The following is a 23667-nucleotide window of genomic DNA, read 5'->3' as shown; positions in this document are numbered from 1 at the left end:
GATCGAATTGCACGGGTTTGGTGAGTGGCGCGTTAACTGCCCTTCAGAGCCGCTAAACGAGGGCGCCCGATTGGTTAACAGAGCGTTACCGGAACTGAACCGGGAGGCGGGATCATGAGCCGGACCTACCAGCTCGGGCTCGGTCTCCTCCTGACGGGGCTCGCCGGATACGTGGACGCCCTCGGCTTCGTCCGGCTCGGCGGCCTCTACACCTCGTTCATGAGCGGCAACACCACGCAGCTCGCGGTCTTCGGCGCGGAGGCCGAACCGCACCGGATGATCCTTCCGGCGATCCTCCTCTTCGCATTCCTCACGGGCTCGGTGCTCGGCAGCGGGCTCGCGATCCTCGTGCCGCCTCCCTGGACCACGCCGGCCGTGCTCGCCTACGAATCACTCCTGATCCTCGGCGGCCTCGGGCTCGGGCTCGAATCGCCGGAACTCGGGCTGGCCGCCTTCTTCGTCGCCGTGGCGATGGGCTCGCAGAACGCAGTGCTCGCACAGGTGAAGGGATTCCGAGCCGGGACCACCTTCGTCACCGGCGCCCTGTTCAGCCTCGGCCAGAAGATCGCCCAGGCCCTGACCCGGACCGGCGATCCGTTCGGCTGGGTCGGCGACGGGCTGGTCTGGCTGTCCCTGCTGTTGGGCGCGTATCTCGGCGCCCATGCCTACGGGCTCTTCGCCCTCTACGCCCTGGTCGCGCCGGCGGCGCTCTCCGGCGGACTGGCGCTGCTGTCGGCGATCCTGGTCTTGCGCGCGGGCTCGCCTGCCGCGAAGGTCCCCGCCCCATGAGCAGCACCCTGAGCAACCCCTCCCTCACCCAGCACGTCGCGGCGCTCGATCCCGGCGCCCACGTGATCGCGGCGCATTTCCTGAAGGACGTGCCGGCCCTGGCGCTCAGCGACGGCACGGTCGCGCTGGCGCAGGACGGGAGCCTGACGCGCCTCGCAGCCCATCCCGAGGCCGGGATCCTGGTGGCGGCCGGCTACGGCGAGCGCCTGCTCACCGGCGGCGATGACGGCCGCGTCGTCGAGATCCGCGCCGACGGTACGATGGAGGAGCGCGGCTCCGCCAAAGGCGGGACCTGGATCGACGCCCTGGCGCTCCATCCGGACGGCGCCCTGGCGTGGTCGGCGGGCCGCACCGTCGTGGCGCGGGACGCCAAGGGCCGCGAGCGCACCTTCCAGGCGCCGTCGACGGCGCGCGGGCTCGTCTTCGCGCCGAAGGGCTATCGCCTCGGCGTCGCCCACTACAACGGCGTCAGCCTCTGGTACCCCAATCTGGAAACACCCGCCGAGGTGATCGAGTGGAAGGGTTCGCATATCGACGTGACGTGGTCGCCGGACGGCCGCTTCGTCGTGACGACGATGCAGGAGAACGCCCTGCACGGATGGCGGCTTCAGCCGGACCGCGGCCACATGCGGATGATGGGCTATCCCGGCAAGGTCCGCTCGATGGCGTGGTCGTCGGACGGGCACTGGCTCGCGACCAGCGGCGCCGAGGCGGCGATCGTCTGGCCGTTCGATTCGAAGGAAGGGCCAACCGGCAAGCCCCCGCGGGAATGCGGTGTCCGCCCCGCCCGGGTGTCCCGGGTCGCGTTCCATCCCAAGGCACCGGTGCTGGCGATCGGCTACGAGGACGGCTGCATCCTGCTGGTGCGGTTCACCGACGCCGCAGAGCTTCTGGTGCGGCCGTCGGTTCCGGGCAGCGGGATCACGGCGCTCGCCTGGGACGGGCGTGGCGGGCGGCTGCTGTTCGGGTGCCGCGACGGGCAGGCGGGCCTGCTGACGCTCCCCGCATAAGGGCGGCTGGAACCCGCCCCGGCGGCGTGCTCTTGTCGAGGGCCGAATCCTCATCCCGGAGGCCTGACGTGTTCCGCGTGTTCCGCACCCTCGGGCTCGCCCTCGGACTCCTCGGCGGGGCGATCGCCGCGCAGGCGCCCGAATTCGCGCAGCAATATGCCCAGCGCCTCGGCGGTGCGGCCGACGAGCTGCGCCGTCAGGTGGCGGTGCTCGAATCCGACGCGCAGGCCTCGGGCACGACCCGGGACGGCGCCGTCGACCGGCTGCGCAGCAATCCCGATCAACTCGTGGCCCGGCGCGGCGCCGCCGCACAGGCCGATATCGCCCGGCTCGCGCGCCTCAGCGCGCAGCAGCAGGCCCTGGCCTCGGCGACGAGCCCGCTCGGCCGCGTCGTCGCGATGCTGCGCGACCCCGACATACCGGTCGCCGAAGCGGCGTATCGGGACTTCAGCCCGGCGATCCCGACCAGTGCCGACGGTCTGGCCGCCGGCCTGATCGGGTTCTTCGCCGCCTGGGGCGGCTGGCGGGTCGTCTCGGATCTCGGCCGGCGGACCCTGCGGCGGCGCCCGCGCGAGACCGCTACGGTGGCGTGAGGGCGCGAGGTGTGGCGCTGCGTCTACAGCGGCTTGCGCGAGCCTTGCGTATCGAACAGAGAACCGGCCGTCCCGGTCCGGTAGAAGGCGTAGGATGCCGCGCGCATCGAACTCGACCCTGGCCGATCCGGCGCTCGACGCCGCCGCGCTGCTGCGGCGCCTCGGCTTTTTCGGGCTGTTCGTGGTGCTGCCCGTCCTGGCGCAGGTGGCGCGGCGCGCCTCGGTGATCCTCGCGCCGATCGCCGTGATCCTGCTGATCATCGCGAGCGTCATCGACCGGCGGCAGCGGCCGGTGCGCCCGGCCGCCCGCAGGCTGTTGACCGCGCCGGCCTTTCTGGCCGGCATGCTCGTGGTGTTCTGGTCCGCCCTGTCGCTCACCTGGACGCCGTTCCTCGGTCCGGCCCTTGAGCGCCTCGCGAACCTCGCGGCCACGATCGGGCTCGCCCTGCTGGGCTACCTCGCCCTGCCCGACCGGATGCGATCGGCCAATCTCTACCTGCTGCCGCTCGGGATCGTAGCCGGCGCGATCGTGGCGATCGTGCTCGGCCTGTTCGGCGCCCATATGGGCCCCGCCGGTGCCGAGGATGACGGCGCCCTGGATCGCGGCCTCGTGCTGCTGATCCTGCTCGTCTGGCCGGCGCTCGCCTGGCTTCGGTCCAGACGCCGCGACCGCGAGGCGCTCGCGCTGGCGCTCCTCGTCGCCCTCGCGCTCACCGTCCAGCCGGACGCGACGCAGATCGCGGCCCTGGCGGTCGGGGCCGTCGCATTCGCGGTGACGAGCTACCGGCAGAAGCTCGGCGTGCAACTGACCGCGATCCTCTCGGCCATCCTGCTCGCCGTGGCGCCGCTGCTGCCGTTCCTGGCGCGACCCGTGGGCGCCGCCGTGCTGGGACCGCTCGCGCCGGCAGTGCTGTCGCTCAAGAGCTGGCAGAAGGTGGTGATCACGGACCCTGTGCGCCTGATCACCGGCCACGGCTTCGAGACCGCGCTGCGCGGCCGTCTGGTCGGTCTCCTCCCGTTGAACGCGCCGACGACCGCTTTGTTCGAGTTCTGGTACGAGCTCGGGATCGTCGGAGCGCTCGCCGCCGCCTTCGCGCTCTACGCCTCGATCCGCCGGGCGGGGCGCGACGGGCCGGCCCTGGTGCCCGGCGCCATGGGCTGCTTCGCGGCGGCCTTCACGGTGGCGTGCCTCAGCGTCGGGCTGACATCCATCTGGTGGCTGACGACGCTCGCCATCGCGGCCGTGGTGTTCGTGTCGGTGGAGCGGGGCCAGTTCCGCACCAGCCGCCCGAAGGTCGCCAAGCTGCACCGCGTGATCGCCGGCGGCGGCTGAGAGATCAGCCCCGCAGGAAGCCGTGGAGGCGGATCCAGGCCAGGAACAGTCCGGGCCAGGCCGCCGCCGGCGTGCCCGGCACCCCGAGCCCGAAGCCGTGGCCGCCGCGTTCGAACAGGTGCAGCTCGGCCGGGACCCGGGCCTTGCGCAGGGCCGTGAACATCAGGAGCGGATGGTCGGCCACCGCGACGGGATCGTCGATCGCCTGCGCCAGGAAGGTCGGCGGCGTCTCCGGTCCGACCTGGAGATCGACCGAGTAGGTCTTCATCTCGGCCGGCGTCACGTCGTCACCGACCAGAATCCGGCGGGTATGGGTCCGGTCGAACGGCTTGCGCATGGTGATGACCGGATAGATCAGCCCGGCGAGCACCGGCCGCACGGGCTGGGCGTCGACCATATCCTCGGCCGGGTAGAGGTCCAGCGCGCTGCCGACGGCGGTCTCGCCCATCAGATGGCCGCCGGCCGAAAAGCCCAGCACGCCGACGCGCGCCGGATCGATGCCGAACTCCGTCCCCCGCGCCCGGACCAGACGGAGGGCGCGCTGCGCGTCCTGGCGTGGCGCGTCGGGCCCCGAGCCCCAGCCCTCGGCCGGCAGGCGGTAGATCAGCAGAAAGACGGTGATGCCGGCGGCGTTGAGCACGCGGCCGACGGGGACGCCCTCATTGCCGATCGCGATGAACTCGTAGCCGCCCCCGGCCGCGACGATCATGGCGGCGCCGTTGGCGTTGGCCGGCCGCATCACCAGCAGGCAGGGCCGCGCCACCCGGGCGATGTCGCCGACGGCGCCCTCGACGTAGCGGTAGCCGCCTGCATCGGGGCCGGTTCCGCCGCCCGGCGGATTCCCCGGCCAGAGGTCGATCACCTGCAGGTCGGCACCGGGCAGGGTCCGGGGAAGCGCCTTGACCGCCTCGTGCGGCGCCGGCTCCGGCGGCCCGTCCGTCGCGGCCGCAGCGGGCCGCAGGCCGACGAGGCTCCCGAGGCCGGCAAGCATGAGGCGGCGGTCCAGGCGCAAGGGCGACTCCTGGCAATGGGATCGATCGGGGCCGCGGGTGCAACGCAGCCGGCGACGATGGGGTCCCGAATGCGTGCGGCTCAACCGTTCCGGGCGATCACCGCGACGTAGAAGCCATCCGTGCCGGTCCGGTGCGGGCTCATCTGGATGCCGTGGGTCGTGGTCCGCACCGCCGCGCCCAGCGAGGCCGGGCCTGCCGCGAGCACATCGGTTGCCGCATCCACGGTGAACCGCCCGCGCCAGCGCGACAGGAGGCCCGCCACCGCCGCATCGTTCTCGGCCGACAGGAGCGAGCAGGTGACGTAGACGATGCGTCCGCCGGGCCTGACCAGCCGCGCGGCCCGGTCGAGGACCTGCGCCTGCTCGGCGGTCCGCATGGCGAGGCTGCCGGGGCGAAGGCGCCATTTGGCATCGGGATTACGCCGCCACGTCCCGGAGCCGGTGCAGGGGGCATCGACCAGCACCCGGTCCACGGTGCCGTCGAGATCCTCCAGCACATCGGTGCGCGCGCGGCCGCTTCGCGGGGTCCTGACTTCGGCCACGGCGCCCGACCGGCGCAGGCGCTCATGGATCGGCGCGAGGCGGCGCGGATCGCCGTCGGTGGCGATCAGGCGGGCGCCGTTCCCGGTCTCGGCGGCGAGCGCCAGGGTCTTGCCGCCGCCACCGGCGCAGAGATCCACGATGGTCTCGCCGGGCCGCGGTGCGGCGAGCAGCGCCGCGAGTTGCGAGCCCTCGTCCTGGATCTCGTACCAGCCGTCCAGGAATTCGGCCTCGACATGGAGGGCTGGACCGCGCCCGTCCGCCCCGATCGGGATCCGCAGGCCCGCCGGCGCATGCGGGGTCGGAGCCGCGCCGTAGGCGGCGAGCGCCGGCAGGATGTCTTCACGCGGGCCGCGCAGGGCGTTGACGCGGATATCGAGGGGCGCGCGGCGGGCGAGCGCCTTCAATTCCGGGATGAGATCGTCGCCGAGCGTCGGCGCGAGGTCCGGCAGCACGAAGGACGGGGCATCGCCGGCAACCTCGGGCGGTGCGCCTTCGAGCGTCCCCGTTTCGAGCCGCGCACGCTCGTCGTCGGTGAGCGGCTCCGGAGCGAACCGCTCACCGGAAAAGAGAGCGGCCACCGAGGCCGCGGCGAGACCCTGCTGGAGCCGCAGCGCCCCGATCAGGACAGCGCGCGGGGCCTCGGAACCCATGATCCAGGCCGCCGAGGACCGGCGCCGCAGGGCATCGTAGACGAGGCTCGCGATCCCGGCCCGGTCGCCCGAACCCGCGAACCGGTGGGCGAGGCCCCAATCCTTCAGGGCATCGGCGGCCGGCCGGCGGCGCTCGGCGATATCGGTCAGCACCTCGATGGCGGCGGAGCAGCGGGCGGCGGGTGTCAGCGGTCTGGTTCCTTGGAATGCGTTGACGGCGCCGCGAAACGGCCACGCTTGCCCCGCGATGCCGCCATGGTACGGCCGAGCTTCAGGCGCGATCCAGGCCCAGACGTGTCGCGGCGCGGGCTACCGCGTCTCGTATGGCATAGACCGGCGGCCGACCAGGGTGGTCCGATGCCGGAAGCGTTCCGGGAGTGTCTCAGCCCATGTCGTCCGCCGTCCGAATTGCCCTCGCGGCCCTGGTTGCCGGTTCGCTCGCCGCCTGCGCCAGCGCCCCCGCGGCCCAGCCGGACTTCTCGCCGCCGCCGCGTCGGCCCGTCGATGCCAAGACGCAGCTCGAATACGGCAACCCGCCGGCGCCGCCGCCCGGCCGGTACTGAGACAGCGCCTCAGGCCGCCTCCCGGGCTCGCCGCGCCTCGTAGGCCTTGAGCCCGGTATAGACCAGCGTGAGCAGGGGAAAGGCGGCCTCCGGCGCGAGCCGGCGACCGCGGGCGATCAGGTCGCCGATCACGTGATCCGCCTCGATCCGACCGCGATTCTCGATGTCGCGCAGCATCGAGGCCGTGAAGGTCGAGCCCGCGGCCGTGAGCTGTGCCCGCGCCCGTTCGGCCACCACGCCCCGCGGCGCGTATCCGCTCGCCGCGGCCACCGCCGTGCATTCGGCGTGGAGCGTCGCCATCAGGTCCACGCCGCCCGGAGCCGCCACGATGTCGCCGATTGCGGCGCGCATCAGGGTCGTGGCTCCCGCGAGGGTCGCGAGGAAGACCCATTTCTCCCACATCTCCAGCAGGATCGCCTCGCTCAGGCGCGGCTGGAACTTTAGCCCACGCATCAGGACGTCGACCGCCTCGATCCGGGCCGAGCGCGACCCGTCCCGCTCGCCATAGGTGATGCTGCACAATTCGCTCATGTCGCGGATCGTGCCGTCCGACGCGAGCGTCGCCGCGATGGCGCAGGAACCGCCGAGAACACGCCCGGCCCCGAACCGGGCATCGAGGGCGTCGAGATGGGCGAGGCCGTTCAGCACCGGCAGGATCGCCGTCTCCGCACCGACCGCCGGGGCGAGATCCGCAATGGCGCTGTCGAGGTCGTAGGCCTTGCAGGACAGGAGGATCAGGTCGAATCGCCCGGCATCGGCCAGCCGGTCGGCCGTGACGGTGGGCGGATTCGGGATGTGCAGGTCGCCCAGCGGCGAGCGGAGATTCAGCCCCTCCGCGGCGAGCTTCGCCGCCCGCGCCGGCCTGACCAGGAAGGTCACGTCGGCGCCGGATTCGGCGAGCCGCGCGCCGTAATAGCCGCCGGTCGCGCCGGCTCCGACGATCAGCGTGCGCATGTCTTGTCTCCCGGCCGGTGCAATTCCCGCTATAGGCGATCAACGTTCGCGAACAACAGCAAAACGACCCGCGAGACGGCGAAGGTCGCCGCTCCTTCCCGAAGCGCGCCTCGCGGGGCCGGACAGCACCGGCTCACGCCGGCCGGCCGAGTTTCGATCACACATCGAGCGTGGTCTCGCGCTCCCAGGCGGTGAAATGCGCGCAGTAGCTGTCCCACTCACCTTGTTTCAGCTTGAGGTAGGCAGCTGAGAAAGCGCCGCCCAGATTCGCCCGCAGGGCCTCGTCGGCCTCGAAGGCGCGCAGGGCGTCCAGCAGGTTGAGCGGCAGGCGCGGGGCGCCGGTGACGGCGTGGCCCTCCCGATACATGTCGACGTCGCTGTGCGGTCCCGGATCGGCGGCATGTGCCAGCCCGTCGAGGCCCGCCGCCAGGATCGCCGCCTGAAGGAGATAGGGGTTGGCCGCGCCGTCGGGCAGGCGCAGCTCGAACCGGCCCGGTCCCGGGACCCGGACCATGTGGGTGCGGTTGTTGCCGGTCCAGGTCACGGCGTTCGGCGCCCAGGTCGCCCCGGAGACCGTGCGCGGTGCGTTGATGCGCTTGTAGGAATTGACCGTCGGGTTCGTGATCGCGGCGAGCGCCGGGGCGTGCCGCATGATCCCGCCCAGGAAGTGCCGGCCGCGGGTCGAGAGGCCGAACGGCATCTCGGGATCCGCGAAGGCATTCTCGGTGCCGGCCGTGTTCCACACCGAGACGTGGCAGTGGCAGCCATTGCCGGTGAGCCCCGGGAACGGCTTCGGCATGAAGGTCGCCCGCAGGCCGTGCCGCTCGGCCACCGATCGGACCATGAACTTGAAGAAGGCGTGCTTGTCGGCGGTGGCGAGCGTGTCGTCGTATTCCCAGTTCATCTCGAACTGGCCGTTCGCGTCCTCGTGGTCGTTCTGGTAGGGCTTCCAGCCCAAAGCCAGCATGTGGTCGCAGATCTCGGCGATCACGTCGTAGCGGCGCATCAGGGCCTGCTGATCGTAGCAGGATTTTTCTGCCCGGTCGTGGTGGTCGGAGATCGCCGCCCCGTCCTGGCTGAGCAGGAAGAATTCCGCCTCGACGCCGGTCTTGACCCGCAGCCCCTCGGCGGCGGCCCGCGCCACCAGCTGCTTCAACACCACACGCGGCGCTTGGTCGACGGGGGCATCCGCCATGGTGCAGTCCGCCGCAACCCAGGCGACCTCCGGCTTCCAGGGCAGGCGGATCACCGAGGCCGCGTCCGGCATGGCGAACAGGTCGGGATGGGCCGGGGTCAGGTCGAGCCACGTGGCGAAGCCCGCAAAGCCCGCGCCCTCGCGCTGCATGTCGCCGATCGCCTGCGCGGGCACCAGCTTGGCGCGCTGGCAGCCGAACAGGTCCGTGTAGGAGATCATGAAGTACTTCACGCCGTGCTCGGCGGCGTAGGCGGAAAGGTCGGTCGTCACGGCAGAGCCCCCTGAGCGCGGATCGGTGGGACCGGCCGCGCCCCGTTCCGGCGCGACCGGCGGGGTTGAAGGGCTTAGAAGCCGGCTTTGCCCGGATACCAGTCGGTCCCGGCGAGCGGCACGCGGGCCATGGCGGCGGCCTCCAGGGTCAGCGCCACGAGGTCCTCGGGTTCGAGGTTGTGCAGGTGGTTGTGGCCGCAGGCGCGCGCGATCGTCTGCGCCTCCAGGGTCATCACCTTGAGGTAGTTGGCGAGCCGCCGGCCGGCACGGACCGGGTCGAGGCGCGCCATCAGTTCGGGATCCTGCGTGGTGATGCCCGCGGGGTCGCGGCCCTCATGCCAGTCGTCGTAGGCGCCCGCGGTGGAGCCGAGCTTGCGATACTCCTCCTCGTAGGCCGGGTCGTTGTCGCCGATGGCGACGAGGGCCGCCGTGCCGATCGAGACCGCGTCCGCCCCCAGCGCGATGGCCTTGGCGACGTCCGCGCCCGAGCGGATGCCGCCGGAGATGACGAGCTGCACGGTCCGGTGCAGGCCGAGATCCTGCAGCGCCTGCACGGCCGGGCGGATGCAGGCGAGGGTCGGCTGGCCGACATGCTCGATGAACACGTCCTGGGTCGCCGCCGTGCCGCCCTGCATGCCGTCGAGCACGACGACGTCGGCGCCGGCCTTCGCGGCGAGCGCGGTGTCGTAATAGGGCCGCGCGCCCCCGACCTTCACGTAGATCGGCTTCTCCCAGTCGGTGATCTCGCGCAATTCGCCGATCTTGATCTCGAGGTCGTCCGGGCCGGTCCAGTCCGGATGGCGGCAGGCGGAGCGCTGGTCGATCCCCTTGGGCAGATCCCGCATCGCCGCGACCCGGTCGGAGATCTTCTGGCCGAGCAGCATGCCGCCGCCGCCGGGCTTGGCGCCCTGGCCGACCACCACCTCGATGGCGTCGGCGCGCCGGAGGTCGCGCGGGTTCATGCCGTAGCGGGAGGGCAGGTACTGGTAGACCAGGATCTCGGAATGGCCGCGCTCCTCGTCGGTCATGCCGCCGTCGCCGGTGGTGGTGGAGGTTCCGGCCAGCGTCGCGCCGCGGCCGAGCGCTTCCTTGGCGTTGGCGGACAGGGAGCCGAAGCTCATGCCGGCGATGGTGATCGGGATCTTCAAGGCGATCGGCTTTTTCGCAAACCGCGTGCCGAGGGTGACGCCGGTCCCGCAGGTCTCCCGATAGCCCTCCAGCGGATAGCGGGACATCGAGGCGCCGAGGAACAGCAGGTCGTCGAGATGCGGGAGCTTGCGCTTCGTGCCGCCGCCCCGGATGTCGTAGATGCCGGTGGCCGCCGCCCGACGGATCTCCGCCAGGGTGTGGTCGTCGAAGGTCGCCGACTTGCGCGGCGGCATCGGCGGGTTCTGATAGGTCATGCCCGGTCTCCCGCTTGCGCCGCTCCCGATCGGGAGCGGCTTTAGAGCTCCTCACAAAACTCCCGGGCACCGGGGGCGCCCTCCGGCCACGACAGCCTGGCGGGAGTTTTGTGAGAGGCTCTTAAGGCCTTGATTTGACGCGCTCGCTTGCGCCGAACCGGCATCCACTTCGGCGGCGCGCGCTCTCAGTAGGCGTCGGCGTTGTCGATGTTGAAGCTGTAGAGCGTGCGGGCCGAGCCGTAGCGGCGGAACGCCTCGGGCCGAACGTCCGTGACTCCGGCCCGATCGAGCAGCACGCCGAGGTGCTCCAAATGCTCCGGGCGCATCGGCTTCTCGATGCAGTCGGCGCCGAGGCTCTTCACGCTGCCGCGGACGAACAGCTTCGCCTCGTAGAGGGAATCGCCCAGGGCCTCGCCGGCATCGCCCAGCACCACCAGGGATCCGGACTGGCCCATGAAGGCCGACATGTGCCCGATCGAGCCGTGCACCACGATGTCGATCCCCTTCATCGAGATGCCGCAGCGCGAGGCCGCGTTGCCCTTGATGACGAGGAGGCCGCCGCGCCCGGTCGCGCCGGCATATTGCGAGGCGTCGCCCTCGACCACGACGGTGCCCGACATCATGTTCTCGGCGACGCCGGGACCCGCCGAGCCCTGCACCGTGACGGTGCCGCCGTCGTTCATGCCGGCGCAGTAATAGCCGACCGAGCCGCGCACCGTGACGGTGACAGGCCCGTCGATCCCGACCGCCACCGCGTGCTGGCCCCTCGGGTTCAGCACCTCGAAGGCGGTGTCGTTGGCGCCGGGAGCGACGCCGTGGAGGGCCTGGTTCAGGGCGCGCAGGGGCGTCGCCGCCAGATCGAAGACGGGCATGGACGAGATCCGTGACGTGAAGGCTGCGGGGCGGCTCAGGCGGCCTGCCGCTGGTCCCAGAAGTAGACGGTCGCCGGCTCGGGCTCCCAGATCCGGGCGGATTCGATCCCCGGCAGGCCGACCAGCGCCCGGTATTCCGAGCCGAAGGCGACGTAGCGCTCGGTCTCGGCCATGATCGCGGGCTTGCAGGCGATCGGGTCGCGCAGCACGCCGAAGCCGGACTTGGTGCCGACCACGAAGGTGAAGAACCCGTCGAGATCCGCGAGCGCCCCGGCGAGCGCGGCGCCGAGATCCCGACCCTGCGCCATCGCGGTGGTGAGATAGGCGGCCGCGACCTCGGAATCGTTCTGGGTCTCGAACTCCATGCCGTCGCGGGCGAGGCTCCGGCGCAGGTTGTTGTGGTTCGACAGCGAGCCATTGTGGACGAGGCACTGGTCGGCGCCCGTGGAGAACGGGTGCGCGCCCATCGTGGTCACGGCCGATTCCGTCGCCATCCGGGTGTGGCCGATGCCGTGGGTGCCGGACATCCCGGCGATGCCGAACCGCGCCACCACGTCCTTCGGCAGGCCGACCTCCTTGTAGATCTCGACGCTCTCGCCGGCGCCCATCACGCGCAGGTCGGGCGAGAGGCCCTTGAGGGCCCTGCGCGTCGCCGCGAGGCGGTCGGTCGCCACGGTGATCACCGCGTGCGAACTCTTCACCGCCACCCGCGCCGATCCGCCGGAAACCTCCGCGAGGCGCGGCTCAAGCTCCGGGAAATCCGCCTCCGGCCGGGCCGATTGCACGGTGATCTTCGACTGGCCGGGGGTCGGCGGCCCGTAGATCGCGAGTCCCGCCGAGTCCGGCCCCCGGTCCGTCATGGTGACGAGCATGGCGGCGAGAAGCGCGCCGAGCTGCGGCTCCAGGGCGGGGTCCTTCAGGAACAATCCGACGATGCCGCACATGGCATCACCTCCGTGGTGACTACGCCCGGAGCATAGGCGCACACCCCGGCAGAAATCAACTGCCAAGAAACAAAATTTCTTCTGAGGAATGCGATGCGAGGTTCAACCGGGGCTGCTCGCCTGCGGATAGGCGATCACCGACAGGTAGCGGGCCGGCAGGACGAGCAGCTCCGCCGGGCCGTGCGGCGCATCGGCGTCGAAGAACAGGCTGTCGCCCGGCTGCATGTGGAAGTGCTGGTCCCCGTGCCGGTACAGCACCTCGCCCTCCAGCATGTAGAGGAACTCCAGGCCCGCGTGCTGGAAGGTCGGGAACACGTCCGAATCGGTCGTGAGCGTGATCAGGTACGGCTCGACCGTGACGCCGCTGGTGTTCTCGTGGATATGCCCGAGCAGGTTGTACTGATGCCCGGCCCGCGTTCCGCGCCGCTCCAGCTCGATACCCTCACCGGCCTTGACGAAGACGGCGTTGCGGACCTCCTCGTAGCCCCGGAAGAAGCCGGTGATCGGCATGCCGAGCGCCTGGGCGAGCAACTGCAGCGTCGTGAGAGACGGCGAGATGTTGCCGTTCTCGATCTTGGAGAGCATGCCGGGCGACAGGCCCGTCGTCGCGGCGAGATCCGCGGAGGTGATCCCCAGCCGTTTTCGGCGCTCGCGCACCGCGTGGCCGATCGCCCGTTCGAGGTTGTTCTCGCGCGGCTCGCGGACGGCGTGCGGATCCTGCGACAGGACCGGCGCGCGGGCTTGCCCCGGGGCTTGTCCCGCCGTCCGGTTCGATGAGCCTGACGGCATGGCGGGTTCCCTCCTCGGCAATCGCGGGCCGGGCCACGCGAGTCCCCGGGCGCCCTGCCGCGGCGTCAGACGCCTGTCAACGGCACGATCTTCGACCCGTCGGAGAAGCGCGAGAACCGGAAGGCTTTCGGATCGACCACGGGGCGCGCGCCGGTCACGAGATCGGCGGTCAGCCGTCCGGCCCCCGGCCCGAGGCCGAAGCCGTGCCCGGAGAAGCCGGTGGCGACGACGAGGCCGGGCCGGGTCTCGACCGGCGCGATGACCGGCACCGCGTCCGGCGTCACGTCGATCAACCCGGCCCAGCGCTGGGCGATCCGGGCGTCCGCGAAGACGGGGAACGCCTTGGCGAGCTGGGCCAGCGCCCGGTCGGCCATGGCGACATCCGGCTCGGGATCGAGGATCCGGGTCTTCTCGAAGGGGCTGGGCTCGCCGGGCCGCGGGCGCCGCGACTCGCGCCATTCCTGGGCGAACCGGCCGCCGATCCGGGGCCGCAGGGCCGACCATTCCATCTTCAGGGCCGGCAGGAACTGGCGGAGGAAGCGGAAACTGTCCGGCGTCAGGTCGTAGATGTTCGCCGCGAGGGTCGAGACCGTGTAGCCGCCGTCCGCGCGCTTGCGCACGGAGAAATCGGGCCCCCGCACCGTCACGTCGGGTCCCCCCGCAAGGGGCTCCGTGCGCAGGACCGAGTTCAGCACCTTGAGCTGCGGCAGGGTCACGCCGATGCCGCGCAGGAGGAGTCGGGACCACGCCCCGCCCGCCACCACGACCGCACCCGCTGCGATCCGCCCGCGCTCGGTGACCACGCCGCTGACTGCGCCGCCCGTCGTCTCGATGGCGCGCACCGCGCAGCCCGTCAGGATCGTCGCCCCCCGGGCCTGCGCGGCGCGCGCGATCGCCGGTGCGGCCCTCTGCGGCTCGGCGCGCCCGTCCGTCGGCGAATACAGGGCGCCGTCGAAGGCGAGATTCATGTCCGGCACGAGGTCGCGAACGCCATCGTTGTCGATCGCCGACACGCGCAGTTGCGTCCCCTTGAGGTAGTCGAGCCAGGCGAGGTTCTTGTCCCGGAAGGCAGCGCTGTGGAACGGCACGACGATGCCGCATTGCCGATAGCCGACGTCGAAGCCCACCCGTTCGGCCAAGCCTTCCCAGATGCGGATCGAGGCCGCCATCAGGTCGATCTCCCGGGGATCGCGGCGCGACAGGCGCACCCAGCCCCAGTTCCGGCTCGACTGCTCTCCGGCGACGATCCCCTTCTCGCAGAGGACCACGGACAGGCCCCGTTCGGCGAGTTCGAGGGCGGTCGAGACCCCCACGATGCCGCCGCCGATGACGAGGACATCGGCGCGCGCGGGGTGATCTGCGGAGGATGGCACGTCATCGACGGTGGGACCGGGCATCCGGGACGCATCCATGGGCTTGAGGGCGGGAGACATCAGGATGGCGCGACGTGCCGCTTGCGCTTGCCTCCCTGGGACGCTTTCCTGTCCCGATGGGACAAACACCGGGCGATGAAGTTCGTGGGATGCCGGGGCAGCTCGGCGATGATGTCCAGGGAATCGGCTTCATCCTCCTGCCGGGGTTCCCGCTGCTGGCGTTCGCCTCCGCCTGCGAACCCTTCCGGGCGGCCAACCGGCTCGCCGGCCGGCCGCTCTATCGGTTGCGCTATTTCGGGGAGGCGCCGGATGGCCGCGTGATCTCGTCCTCCGGGGCGGAGGTGCCGACGGGGCCGCTCCCTCGGGAGCGCGGCGACCTCCACACCGTCTTCATCTGCGCGGGCGGCGAGCCGGCCGAATGGCACCGGCCCGCAATCCACGCGGCGCTCCGGCGGCTGGCCCGGCTGGGCGTGCGCATCGGGGGCATCTCGGGCGGCCCCTATCTCATGGCCGCCGCGGGGCTGCTGACCGGCCGCCCCTGCACCCTTCACTGGGAGCATGCGGCCGCCTTCAAGGAAGCGTTCCCGGACCTGAGTCCCGCGCCCGCGCGCTACGTCTCCGCCGGGGACCGGGTCACCTGCGGCGGCGGCATCGCCCCCCTCGACATGGCCCACGCCCTCATCCGTGAGCGCATGGGCGCGGCCTTCGCCGGCCGCGTCTCCGACTGGTTCCTCCACACCGTCGTCGGCGCGCCGGCCGACCCGCAGCGCGCCTCATCGGCCGAGCGTTACGGCGTCCATCATCCGGCCCTGCTGCTCGTGCTCGAGACCATGGAGAAGACCGTCGAGGCACCGCTGAGCCGGGGGGCCATGGCCGCGCTCGCCTCGGTGAGCGAGCGCCATCTCGACCGGCTGTTCCGCGACAAGTGCGGTCTCAGCTTCTCGCAACAATACCGGATGATCCGCATCACGCACGCCCGGCGCCTGCTGCGCCAGAGCCCGCTGACGATCAGCGAGATCGCCGAAGCTACCGGCTTCGCGAACGCCGCCCATTTTGCGCGGGTCTATCGCACGCTGTTCGGGCAGAGCCCGTCCGCGGAACGGCGGATCCCCGACGGGGCCTCCCCCTTCGTTCCGGCGGCCTTCGCCCGCTGAGACGCGCGCGTTCAGCCCCGATCGTCAGGTCCGCGAGGGATAATTCGGGCTTTCCCGGGTGATCGTCACGTCGTGGACGTGGCTCTCCCGCAGGCCGGCATTGGTGATGCGGATGAAGCGCGCGCGCTCCTGGAATTCCGGGATGGTCGCGCCGCCGACATAGCCCATGGCGGCGCGCAGGCCGCCGGCGAGCTGGTGCAGGACGTTGCCCACCGGCCCCTTGTAGGGCACCTGACCCTCGATGCCCTCCGGCACGAGCTTGTGCGTGTCGCTGACCTCGGCCTGGAAGTAGCGGTCCGCCGAGCCGCGCGCCATGGCGCCGACCGAACCCATGCCGCGATACGACTTGTACGAGCGGCCCTGGTAGAGGAACACCTCGCCCGGAGCCTCGTCGGTGCCGGCGAGCAGGGAGCCGAGCATCGCCACAGAGGCGCCGGCCGCGATCGCCTTGGCGAGGTCGCCGGAATACTTGATGCCGCCATCGGCGATCACCGGGATGTCGGCCTCGGAGGCGGCCTCGACCGCCTCCATGAGCGCGGTGAGCTGCGGCACGCCCACGCCCGCCACGATCCGGGTCGTGCAGATCGAGCCCGGTCCGATGCCGACCTTGATGGCGTCCGCCCCGGCATCGATCAGCGCCTGCGCGCCCTCGCGGGTGGCGACGTTGCCGGCCACCACCTGCACGGCGTTCGAGAGCTGCTTCACGCGCGCCACGGCGTCGAGCACCTTGATCGAGTGGCCGTGCGCCGTGTCGACCACGATCACGTCGCAGCCGGCATCGATCAGCCGCTCGGCCCGCTCGAAGCCGCCGTCGCCCGTGGTGGTGGCGGCTGCGACCCGCAGGCGGCCCTGCTCGTCCTTCACGGCGAACGGATAGGTGACGCGCTTCTCGATGTCCTTGACGGTGATCAGGCCGATGCAGCGGTAATGATCGTCGACGACCAGCAGCTTCTCGATCCGGAACTGGTGCAGCAGGCGCTTGGCCTCGTCCTGGGTCACGCCCTCGCGGACCGTGATCAGGCGGTCCCGGGTCATCAGCTCGGCGACCGGCTGGGCCGAGTTCGTGGCGAAGCGCACGTCGCGGTTGGTCAGGATGCCGACGAGCTTGCCGCGCGAGCCGTTCGGCCCGCGCTCGACCACCGGTATGCCGGAGATCCGGTTCTTCTTCATCACCTCGAAGGCGTCGGCCAGGGTCTCGTCCGGGTGGATGGTGATCGGGTTCATCACCATGCCGGACTCGTACTTCTTGACGAGGCGGACCTGCTCGGCCTGCTCCGGCGGCTCGAGGTTGCGGTGGATCACGCCCATGCCGCCATTGGCCGCCATGGCGATGGCCATCGGCGCCTCGGTCACCGTGTCCATTGCGGAGGCGAGGATCGGCAGGTTGAGCGGGATCGTGCGGGTCAGCCGGGAGGCGACGTTCACCTCGGTCGGCATCACCGAGGAGGCGGCTGGCCGCAGGAGCACGTCGTCGAAGGTCAGGCCCTCGATGATCGATGCGGTTTCTAATCGGGCCATGTGCCAACTTTCCTCGGACGGCGGCGCGTTGGTGGGTCGCGCAGCGGGATCGGGTTGGCAAGTGCCAGTATCACGGTGCCCACGACGGCGCCAATGCGCGCGGGCCGCGGCGCAACGCGAAAACACGCATGGCTCACGGGTTTTTCCGGCGGGTTCCACCGCCGGGGTGGCGGTTCAGCGTATCGCGGGGGCTCCCGGCCCCTTGTCGGTATATTCCGGCGGCAGGCCGATATAGTCGCCGAGGATGCCGTCAATCCCGGGCGCCCGCCCGAAGGCCTCGCAATCCGGGTCGAGGGGGGCCTCGCCGAGCGTCGTGATGCGGATGCGGTCCCAGGTCGGCAGCGTGTTGGGTGCCGTGAACGGGTCGTCGCCGGTGGCCACCATGTAGCCGAAATCCTGCCCGAACTCGCCGGCGAGATCGTAGGCGTCGCTGGCGCGGGAGAAGCGCGGCTGGCTGGTGAAGGAATTGGCCGCCCCGCCCCACACCATGGCGGCACGCTGCTCGCGGCGGCGATCCAGCGCCTCGGCTTCCACGGTGAGGCTGCCGAGCCCGATCGGGATCCGCGGGATCGGGATGCGCCCGACGCCCTCGGCGGCGCTCAGCCCGAATTGCGAGGCGACCGTGACGCCGGCCGAGCCCGCGATGGTCGCGCCGGCCCCGAGCAGATCCGTCGGGTCGACCCGCGTCACCTGCGCCCGGACGGTGAGGTCCGCGTCGCGCCCCGACACGATGTCGTACTTCAGCGACAGGTCGTAGCAGAGCGCCCGGTCGGCGGCGTTGGCGATGAGGCGCCGCTCGGCCTGCGTGAGCGGACCGGCACCCGCCACGTCGGCGTGGAACGCCGTCGGGATGATGCGCACCGTGTGGGCCTTGGCGAGCGCCGGCCGGTCCACGTAGATCCGGGAGGCGGAGGCGACCTGATCGCTCGCCTTCAGGCGGTCGTAGCGCGTGAGCGAGCCGCGGTCGTTGAGGAGAACGGTGCCGCAGGCCGCCACCATCGAGAACAGGGCGACGCCGGCGGCGAGCCGCGGCAGGAAGGGGGCCTTCATGGGGCTGGACGGCATCGAACTCCTCGTGGCCCATTCCATCGGGCGGGCCCCCGCGCAGACCGAGCTCACGGCCGCGTGAACGGAACGTAGCCATGGGACCACGCGTACAAAAGGTGCCTAAGCTTAGCGATACAACTTCTGTTGCAAGATAGATACATTCGCGAAACACGCGGATGCGAGTTCGGCGCCGCCGCCGTGCAACCGGCTTGGCGTGGCGCGCGTCTGTCCCGTGATGTCCTCCCCCACCCAAAGACCGTTCTGGATCGTCCCCCTGACGGTCGCCACCGCCCTGTTCATGGAGAACACCGATTCGACGGTGATCGCCACGGCGCTGCCGAGCATCGCGGCGAGCCTCCACGAGGATCCGATCGCGCTGAAGCTCGCCCTGACCTCCTATCTGGTCAGCCTCGCGATCTTCATTCCCGTCAGCGGCTGGATGGCCGACCGCTACGGGTCGCGCACCGTCTTCCGCGCGGCGCTGGTGGTGTTCATGGCGGGCTCCCTCGCCTGCGCGGCCGCCAACGGGCTGGCGTGGTTCGTCGCCGCGCGATTTCTCCAGGGCATGGGCGGCGCCATGATGGTGCCGGTCGGACGGCTCGTCGTGCTGCGCAGCGTGCCGAAATCGCAGCTCGTCACGGCGCTCGCCTACCTCACCTTCCCCGCCCTCGTCGGGCCGGTGCTCGGGCCGCCGGTCGGCGGCCTGATCACCACGTGGTTCGACTGGCGCTGGATCTTCTTCATCAACCTGCCGATCGGCTGTGCCGGGATCGTGCTGGCGACCCTGTTCTTCGAGGATGTCCGCGAGGCGGAGCGGCCGCCCCTCGACATCCCGGGCTTCCTGCTGCTCGGGACGGGGCTTGCGGCGCTGATGCTCGGCCTCGCCTCCCTGGGACGCCACCTCCTGCCGGCTTCCGTCTCCTGGGGCTGCCTCGCCGGCGGCGCGATCCTGCTGCCGCTCTATTGGGCGCATGCGCGGCGGGTCGCCCACCCGATCGTGCGGCTCGACCTGATGGAGCGCCCGACCTTCCGGGTCGCGGTGCTCGGCGGCAGCCTGTTCCGGATCGGCACCGGGGCGATCCCGTTCCTGCTGCCGCTGATGCTGCAGGTCGGGTTCGGGCTCGACGCCCTGCATTCGGGGCTCATCACCTTCGCGGCGGCGGCCGGCGCGATGTTCGTGAAGACGCTCGCGCCGAAGATCCTGCGCCGCACGGGTTTTCGGACGCTGATGACGTGGAACGCGCTGCTGGCTTCCGCCTTCCTGGCGGTGAACGGCTTCTACACCGCAGAGACCTCCCACTGGATCATGGTGGCCCTGCTGTTCGTCGGCGGCTGCTCACGCTCGATCCAGTTCACCTGCGTCAACGCCATCGCGTATGCCGATCTCGAATCCCGCGAGATGAGCGCGGCCACGAGTTTCGCCAGCGTCTGCCAGCAGCTGTCGCTGAGCCTCGGCGTGACGCTTGGAGCGCTGGCGCTGGAAGGGACCGCCGGCCTGCACGGCCGGACGCAGATCGAGGCGGGCGATTTCGGGCCGGCCTTCTTCGCGGTGGCGGTGATCTCGGCGGCGTCCGTAATGGCGTTCCGCAACCTGTCGCCGGATGCCGGAGCCGAGATCTCCGGGCGCCGGATGGTCGCAGAGACGCCGCCCGCCGCGACCGAGATGCGGCCGCGGCACGGCTGAGAAGCCCCTGACCGGCCGCCCAATCTACGACCTCATCCTGAGGTGCCGGAGCGTAGCGCAGGCCTCGAAGGAGCCCTCCAGAAGGCGTCGCGATCCCTGGAGCCCTCCTTCGAGGCCCGCTTCGCGGACACCTCAGGATGAGGGGGTCGATCGGATCGGCCGATCAGGGATCAGGCCGCCGCGCGGGCGGGCGACCGGCCGGCGGATCGCTTGGCCCCGCTCCGCGCCGCGGGGGCCTTCGGGGCAGCTTTCCCGGCGGCGGGCTTGGCCTTCGGCGCGTCCGCCGCTGCGGCCCGCCAGCCCTGCCAGCTCCAGGCGCCGGGACCCGTCAAGGCATACATCAGGAAGCCGCCCGCGAGGCCGAGATCGGCCAGGAGGAGCGTGCGCTCGGCGATGGCCGCCGGGCCGACATAGTGCCAGAAGGCGTGGAGCACGAAGGCCGTCAGCGTCGCGAAGCCGGCGAGCGCCAGCCCGGTGAGCCGCGGCAGCACGCCGAGGATCAGGGCGAGCGGCCCGAAGACCTGTACGACCACCGCGCCCGTCGCCACGGCGTTCGGGAACGGCACGCCACCGCCCGCGAGCGTCAGCGCGAAGCCCGAGACGTTGAGGGCGCGGGCGATCCCCGTGGGCAGGAGCGCGGCGGCCAGCAGCAGTCGCGCGGCGAGAAGCGTTCCGTTCTGGGCGCGGTCGATCATCGGGAATCCGGTCGGCTGGGAGAACGCCCGGAGCTTGGCCGCCGCCGCTGAAGACCCGGTTAAGCCGCGCTCAACCGGCGGCGCCGCCCCGGAACAGCCGGCCACGCTCGGTCCAGGCGACGACGATCAGGGCGAGGCCGCCGAGGGCCGCGTAGCCGATGCCGACCGGCAGCACCGTCCCGTCGAAGGCTTGGCCGATCAGGAAGCCGCAGAAGGCACCGAGGATCGTCGTGTAGAAGCCGAGGAACGAGGAAGCCGTGCCGGCGATGGCGCCGAGCGGCTCCAGCGCCAGCGCGTTGAAGTTGGGCATCGCGAAGCTGATCAGGAACTGGTTCAGCGCCAGGATCGCCAGGAACAGCAGCAGCGGCGGATGCCCGTTATAGGCGAGCCCGACGCCGACCTGGAGGAGGCCGACCAGCGTGAAGGCGATGACGCCGCTGTGCGACATCATCCGCATCCCGAGCCGCCGCACGACCCGGGCGTTGATCAGCGTCGCCGTGCCCATCGCGCCCGCCACCAGCCCGAAGGCCAGGGGGAAGAGCGGGCCGAGATGGTACAGGCCGGTGTCGAAGACCTGCTGCGCCGAGCCGACATAGCCCATGATGCAGCCGGTCAGCAGGCCGAGGGCCGTGGTGTAGCCGATGGCGACGCGGGTCCTGAGCGTCAGGCGGATCGCCGCCCAGGTCGCGGCCGGCGAGAGCGGGCGCCGGTATTCCGGGTGCAGCGTCTCCGGCATGCGCCAGGAGAACCAGACGGTCAGCCAGAAGGCCAGGACCAGCATCGAGACGAAGACGTAGACCCAGGAGCCCAGCGCCAGCATCATGCCGCCGATCGCCGGGGCGATCATCGGCACGATCAGGAACACCATCATGGTGAACGACATCACGCTCGCCATCTCGCGGCCGGCGAAGCGGTCGCGCACGATCGCCACCGACAGGACGCGCCCGCCGGCCGCGCCGATGCCCTGGATGATCCGGGCGGCGAGCAGCCAGCCGAAGCTCGGCGCCGCCATGGCGAGCCCGCAGCCGACCACGTAGATCGCGAGGCTCGCCAGCAGCACCGGCCGGCGCCCGACCGTGTCGGAGACCGGCCCGTACACGATCTGCGCGACGCCGAAGCCGATCATGTAGACGTAGACGAGGAGCTGAAGCCGGTTCGGATCCGCGACGGCGAAGCGCGCCTCGATCGCCGGGAAGGCCGGCAGCAGGTTGTCGATGGAGATCGCCGTCACCGCCATCATCAGGGCGATGATGGCGACGAACTCGATGAAGCCCGGGCCCGACCAGGGCCGAGGGGCACGGGTCTCATGGGCCGGCGGGACGGGCCGGACTGCGATGGTCAAGGCGGGCTCTCGGGCTGCGCGGGAACGGGCCGTTCAGGGCGCTCCCATCGCGGCACGCTTATGGCAACCGGGGCCGCCCGCCGCAGTTCAGGCCGGCAGCGGGCGCAGGACCTGCTCCTGCGGTCGGCGCCCCACGAACATCGCCATCAGCGCCGCGACGAGGCAGAGCAGACCCGCCGAGACGAAGGCGCCGAGATAGGAGCCCGTGTCGGTCCGGACCAGGCCGGCGAGCCAGGCCGCCGAGGCGGCGCCGATCTGGTGCGCGGCGGCGATCCAGCCGAACATCAGCGCGGCGTTCTCCTCGCCGAAGGATTTGCCGGCGAGTTGGACGGTCGGCGGCACGGTGGCGATCCAGTCGAGCCCGTAGAACACCGCGAACAGCGACAGGCCGTAGAAGCTGAGATCGAACGAATAGGGCAGGAAGATCAGCGAGAGGCCGCGCAGCCCGTAATACCACACCAGGAGCTTGCGCGAATCGAACCGGTCCGTGAGCCAGCCGGAAGCCGTGGTGCCGACGAGGTCGCAGATTCCCATCAGCGCGAGGAGGCCCGCGGCCGTCACCTCGGGGATACCGTGGTCGATGCAGGCGGGGATCAGGTGGGTGCCGACCAGCCCGTTGGTGGAGGCGCCGCAGATGAAGAAGGTGCCGGCGAGCAGCCAGAAATCCTTGGCGCGCAAGCCGGTGCGCAGGCCGCGCAGCGCCCGCGCGGCCGGGTTCTCGGTCAGGACCGGATTCGGCGTCACGGCGGCCTCGCCGTAGCGGGGCAGGCCGAGATCGGCAGGCCGGTCGCGCAGCAACAGGGCGACGAGCGGGATCAGGGCCAGGGTCGCGGCCGCGACCACGAGCGAGACCGAGCGCCAGCCCTGCCCCACCGCCAGGGAGGCGAGCATCGGCAGGAAGACGAGCTGCCCGGTGGCGCTGCTCGCCGTGAGCATCCCGAGCACCAGCCCGCGCCGCTTGCCGAACCAGCGCCCGGCGACCGTGGCGCCCAGCACGTTGGCGACCATGCCGGAGCCCGACCCGACCACGACGCCCCAGAGCAGCACCATCTGCCACGGCGCGGTCATCAGGCTCGTGGCGGCGGTGCCGATCGCCAGGATGAGGAGCGCCGTACAGACCGAGCGCCGCAGGCCGAACCGCTCGATGATCGCCACCGCGAAGGGACCGATCATGCCGTACAGGAAGATGTTGAGCGCGATTCCGACGCCGATCGTCGCCGCGGTCCAGCCGAATTCGCGCTCCCAGGGCACGATCAGCACGCTCGGCGTGGCGCGCACCCCCGCGCCGACCAGCAGGACCAGGAAGGTCACCGCGGCGACGATCCAGGCATAATGCAGGCGCGGCACGGAAGTCTTCGCGGTGACGGCTGACATGGTCGGGCTCCGGGGGCGGGACGGATCGATCAGGAAGCGGCGATCAGGGCCTCCGCCACGGCGGAGACCGTCGCGGGATCGACCCGGGCGTTGATGCGGGCTTGCGCCTCCCGCCAATAGGGTGTGGCCGCCGCGAGCGCCTCGCGGCCGGCACCGGTCAGCGACACGATGCGCGCCCGCGGGTCCTCCGCACCGGGCGTGATGGCCACGAGGCCGCGCCGCTTGAGCGGGTCGAGGTTCCGGCCCATCGTGGTCCGCTCCAGCGCTGCCTCGGCGGCGAGCCGGGTGACCGGGATCGGGCCGAGGCGATCCAGATACCGCAGCAGCGCGAACTGCGTCACACGCAGGCCGGCCGGCTTGAGCGCGGCGTCATAGGCCGCCGTCAGCGCCCGCGTCGCACGGCGCAGGGCGGAACAGGTACAGGATTCGGCCGGCCGATCGCTCATCGGATAGGTGCATATGCACCTATCCGTCAGCGGGCAAGCCGGATCTGACGGTTCGCGCGGATCGACACGTCTTGGCCAGCAAAGCCGGGGGCGTGTCATCGACATGGCGGATCA

General features: G+C 71.3%; 22 protein-coding genes. 7 read left to right on the top strand and 15 right to left on the bottom strand.

Features of this window, described 5'->3' with window-relative positions:
* The first annotated feature begins 114 nt into the window (after positions 1 to 114).
* From FVE89_RS07205 to FVE89_RS07190, 4 genes are all read left to right on the top strand, one after another.
* Entirely contained in the window at positions 115 to 789 is a 675-nt protein-coding gene (locus tag FVE89_RS07205; RefSeq protein WP_160533350.1) for a YoaK family protein, read from the top strand.
* A complete protein-coding gene (locus FVE89_RS07200) occupies positions 786 to 1799 on the top strand; it encodes a WD40 repeat domain-containing protein (RefSeq protein ID WP_160533349.1) in 1014 nt (337 codons plus the stop codon). Before FVE89_RS07205 ends, FVE89_RS07200 begins: the two co-directional genes overlap by 4 nt.
* Before the next feature lie 68 nt (positions 1800 to 1867).
* Entirely contained in the window at positions 1868 to 2392 is a 525-nt protein-coding gene (locus FVE89_RS07195) for a DUF2937 family protein (protein WP_160533348.1), read from the top strand.
* Positions 2393 to 2486: 94 nt separating this feature from the next.
* On the top strand, positions 2487 to 3725 hold the full coding sequence (locus FVE89_RS07190; protein ID WP_160533347.1) for a peptide ABC transporter permease: 1239 nt from the start codon (positions 2487 to 2489) through the stop codon (positions 3723 to 3725).
* Positions 3726 to 3729: 4 nt separating this feature from the next.
* Here the strand turns inward: FVE89_RS07190 and FVE89_RS07185 are convergent, their stop codons facing one another.
* Both FVE89_RS07185 and FVE89_RS07180 read right to left on the bottom strand, forming a co-directional pair.
* A complete protein-coding gene (locus tag FVE89_RS07185; RefSeq protein ID WP_202130630.1) occupies positions 3730 to 4737 on the bottom strand; it encodes an alpha/beta hydrolase in 1008 nt (335 codons plus the stop codon).
* A gap of 80 nt (positions 4738 to 4817) precedes the next feature.
* On the bottom strand, positions 4818 to 6119 hold the full coding sequence (locus FVE89_RS07180) for an RsmB/NOP family class I SAM-dependent RNA methyltransferase (protein WP_160533377.1): 1302 nt from the start codon (positions 6117 to 6119) through the stop codon (positions 4818 to 4820).
* Positions 6120 to 6319: 200 nt separating this feature from the next.
* Between FVE89_RS07180 and FVE89_RS30460 the strand changes: the two genes are divergently transcribed.
* Positions 6320 to 6493 carry a hypothetical protein gene (locus FVE89_RS30460; protein WP_202130629.1) on the top strand — a complete coding sequence of 58 codons (174 nt, stop codon included), beginning with the start codon at positions 6320 to 6322 and terminating at the stop codon, positions 6491 to 6493.
* 9 nt (positions 6494 to 6502) lie between these two features.
* On the opposite strand, the gene panE is transcribed toward FVE89_RS30460, so the two are convergent.
* From panE to FVE89_RS07145, 7 genes are all read right to left on the bottom strand, one after another.
* Positions 6503 to 7447 carry a 2-dehydropantoate 2-reductase gene (panE, locus tag FVE89_RS07175; RefSeq protein ID WP_160533346.1) on the bottom strand — a complete coding sequence of 315 codons (945 nt, stop codon included), beginning with the start codon at positions 7445 to 7447 and terminating at the stop codon, positions 6503 to 6505.
* A gap of 157 nt (positions 7448 to 7604) precedes the next feature.
* Complete coding sequence (gene glnT, locus FVE89_RS07170; RefSeq protein ID WP_160533345.1) at positions 7605 to 8912, bottom strand: type III glutamate--ammonia ligase; 1308 nt, start codon at positions 8910 to 8912, stop codon at positions 7605 to 7607.
* 74 nt (positions 8913 to 8986) lie between these two features.
* Positions 8987 to 10315 (bottom strand): FMN-binding glutamate synthase family protein, encoded by a 1329-nt coding sequence (locus FVE89_RS07165; RefSeq protein WP_160533344.1) that lies wholly within the window; start codon positions 10313 to 10315, stop codon positions 8987 to 8989.
* Between the two features lie 185 nt (positions 10316 to 10500).
* Positions 10501 to 11187: a GXGXG domain-containing protein gene (locus FVE89_RS07160; RefSeq protein ID WP_160533343.1), complete on the bottom strand. Its 687-nt coding sequence runs from the start codon at positions 11185 to 11187 to the stop codon at positions 10501 to 10503.
* A 35-nt stretch (positions 11188 to 11222) separates the two neighbouring features.
* Complete coding sequence (locus FVE89_RS07155; RefSeq protein WP_160533342.1) at positions 11223 to 12131, bottom strand: glutamine amidotransferase family protein; 909 nt, start codon at positions 12129 to 12131, stop codon at positions 11223 to 11225.
* Between the two features lie 102 nt (positions 12132 to 12233).
* Positions 12234 to 12920, bottom strand: coding sequence for an XRE family transcriptional regulator (locus tag FVE89_RS07150; protein ID WP_160533341.1), 687 nt, complete (start codon positions 12918 to 12920; stop codon positions 12234 to 12236).
* Positions 12921 to 12985: 65 nt separating this feature from the next.
* Positions 12986 to 14317 (bottom strand): FAD-binding oxidoreductase, encoded by a 1332-nt coding sequence (locus FVE89_RS07145; protein WP_160533340.1) that lies wholly within the window; start codon positions 14315 to 14317, stop codon positions 12986 to 12988.
* A gap of 125 nt (positions 14318 to 14442) precedes the next feature.
* On the opposite strand from FVE89_RS07145, the gene FVE89_RS07140 reads away from it, so the two are divergent.
* The gene (locus tag FVE89_RS07140; RefSeq protein WP_160533339.1) at positions 14443 to 15447 is read left to right on the top strand and encodes a GlxA family transcriptional regulator; all 1005 of its coding nucleotides are present in this window, start codon (positions 14443 to 14445) and stop codon (positions 15445 to 15447) included.
* 24 nt (positions 15448 to 15471) lie between these two features.
* On the opposite strand, the gene guaB is transcribed toward FVE89_RS07140, so the two are convergent.
* The gene (gene guaB, locus FVE89_RS07135) at positions 15472 to 16965 is read right to left on the bottom strand and encodes an IMP dehydrogenase (protein WP_160533338.1); all 1494 of its coding nucleotides are present in this window, start codon (positions 16963 to 16965) and stop codon (positions 15472 to 15474) included.
* 174 nt (positions 16966 to 17139) lie between these two features.
* Positions 17140 to 18030 (bottom strand): DUF3313 domain-containing protein, encoded by an 891-nt coding sequence (locus FVE89_RS07130; protein ID WP_160533337.1) that lies wholly within the window; start codon positions 18028 to 18030, stop codon positions 17140 to 17142.
* A gap of 217 nt (positions 18031 to 18247) precedes the next feature.
* On the opposite strand from FVE89_RS07130, the gene FVE89_RS07125 reads away from it, so the two are divergent.
* Entirely contained in the window at positions 18248 to 19696 is a 1449-nt protein-coding gene (locus FVE89_RS07125) for an MFS transporter (protein ID WP_160533336.1), read from the top strand.
* Between the two features lie 170 nt (positions 19697 to 19866).
* Here FVE89_RS07125 and FVE89_RS07120 read toward each other — a convergent pair whose 3' ends face one another.
* From FVE89_RS07120 to FVE89_RS07105, 4 genes are all read right to left on the bottom strand, one after another.
* Positions 19867 to 20391 carry a DoxX family protein gene (locus FVE89_RS07120; RefSeq protein WP_160533335.1) on the bottom strand — a complete coding sequence of 175 codons (525 nt, stop codon included), beginning with the start codon at positions 20389 to 20391 and terminating at the stop codon, positions 19867 to 19869.
* Positions 20392 to 20461: 70 nt separating this feature from the next.
* The gene (locus tag FVE89_RS07115; protein ID WP_160533334.1) at positions 20462 to 21733 is read right to left on the bottom strand and encodes a multidrug effflux MFS transporter; all 1272 of its coding nucleotides are present in this window, start codon (positions 21731 to 21733) and stop codon (positions 20462 to 20464) included.
* Between the two features lie 87 nt (positions 21734 to 21820).
* A complete protein-coding gene (locus FVE89_RS07110; RefSeq protein ID WP_160533333.1) occupies positions 21821 to 23107 on the bottom strand; it encodes an MFS transporter in 1287 nt (428 codons plus the stop codon).
* Between the two features lie 29 nt (positions 23108 to 23136).
* The gene (locus FVE89_RS07105) at positions 23137 to 23553 is read right to left on the bottom strand and encodes a MarR family winged helix-turn-helix transcriptional regulator (RefSeq protein WP_160533332.1); all 417 of its coding nucleotides are present in this window, start codon (positions 23551 to 23553) and stop codon (positions 23137 to 23139) included.
* Positions 23554 to 23667: the final 114 nt, after the last annotated feature.

It is taken from the genome of Methylobacterium sp. 2A, from assembly GCF_009806555.1.
In the GTDB taxonomy this organism is placed as follows: Bacteria; Pseudomonadota; Alphaproteobacteria; order Rhizobiales; family Beijerinckiaceae; genus Methylobacterium.
The sequence above is the reverse complement of the archived record's forward strand: the minus strand, read 5'-3'. Positions and strand labels throughout refer to the sequence as shown.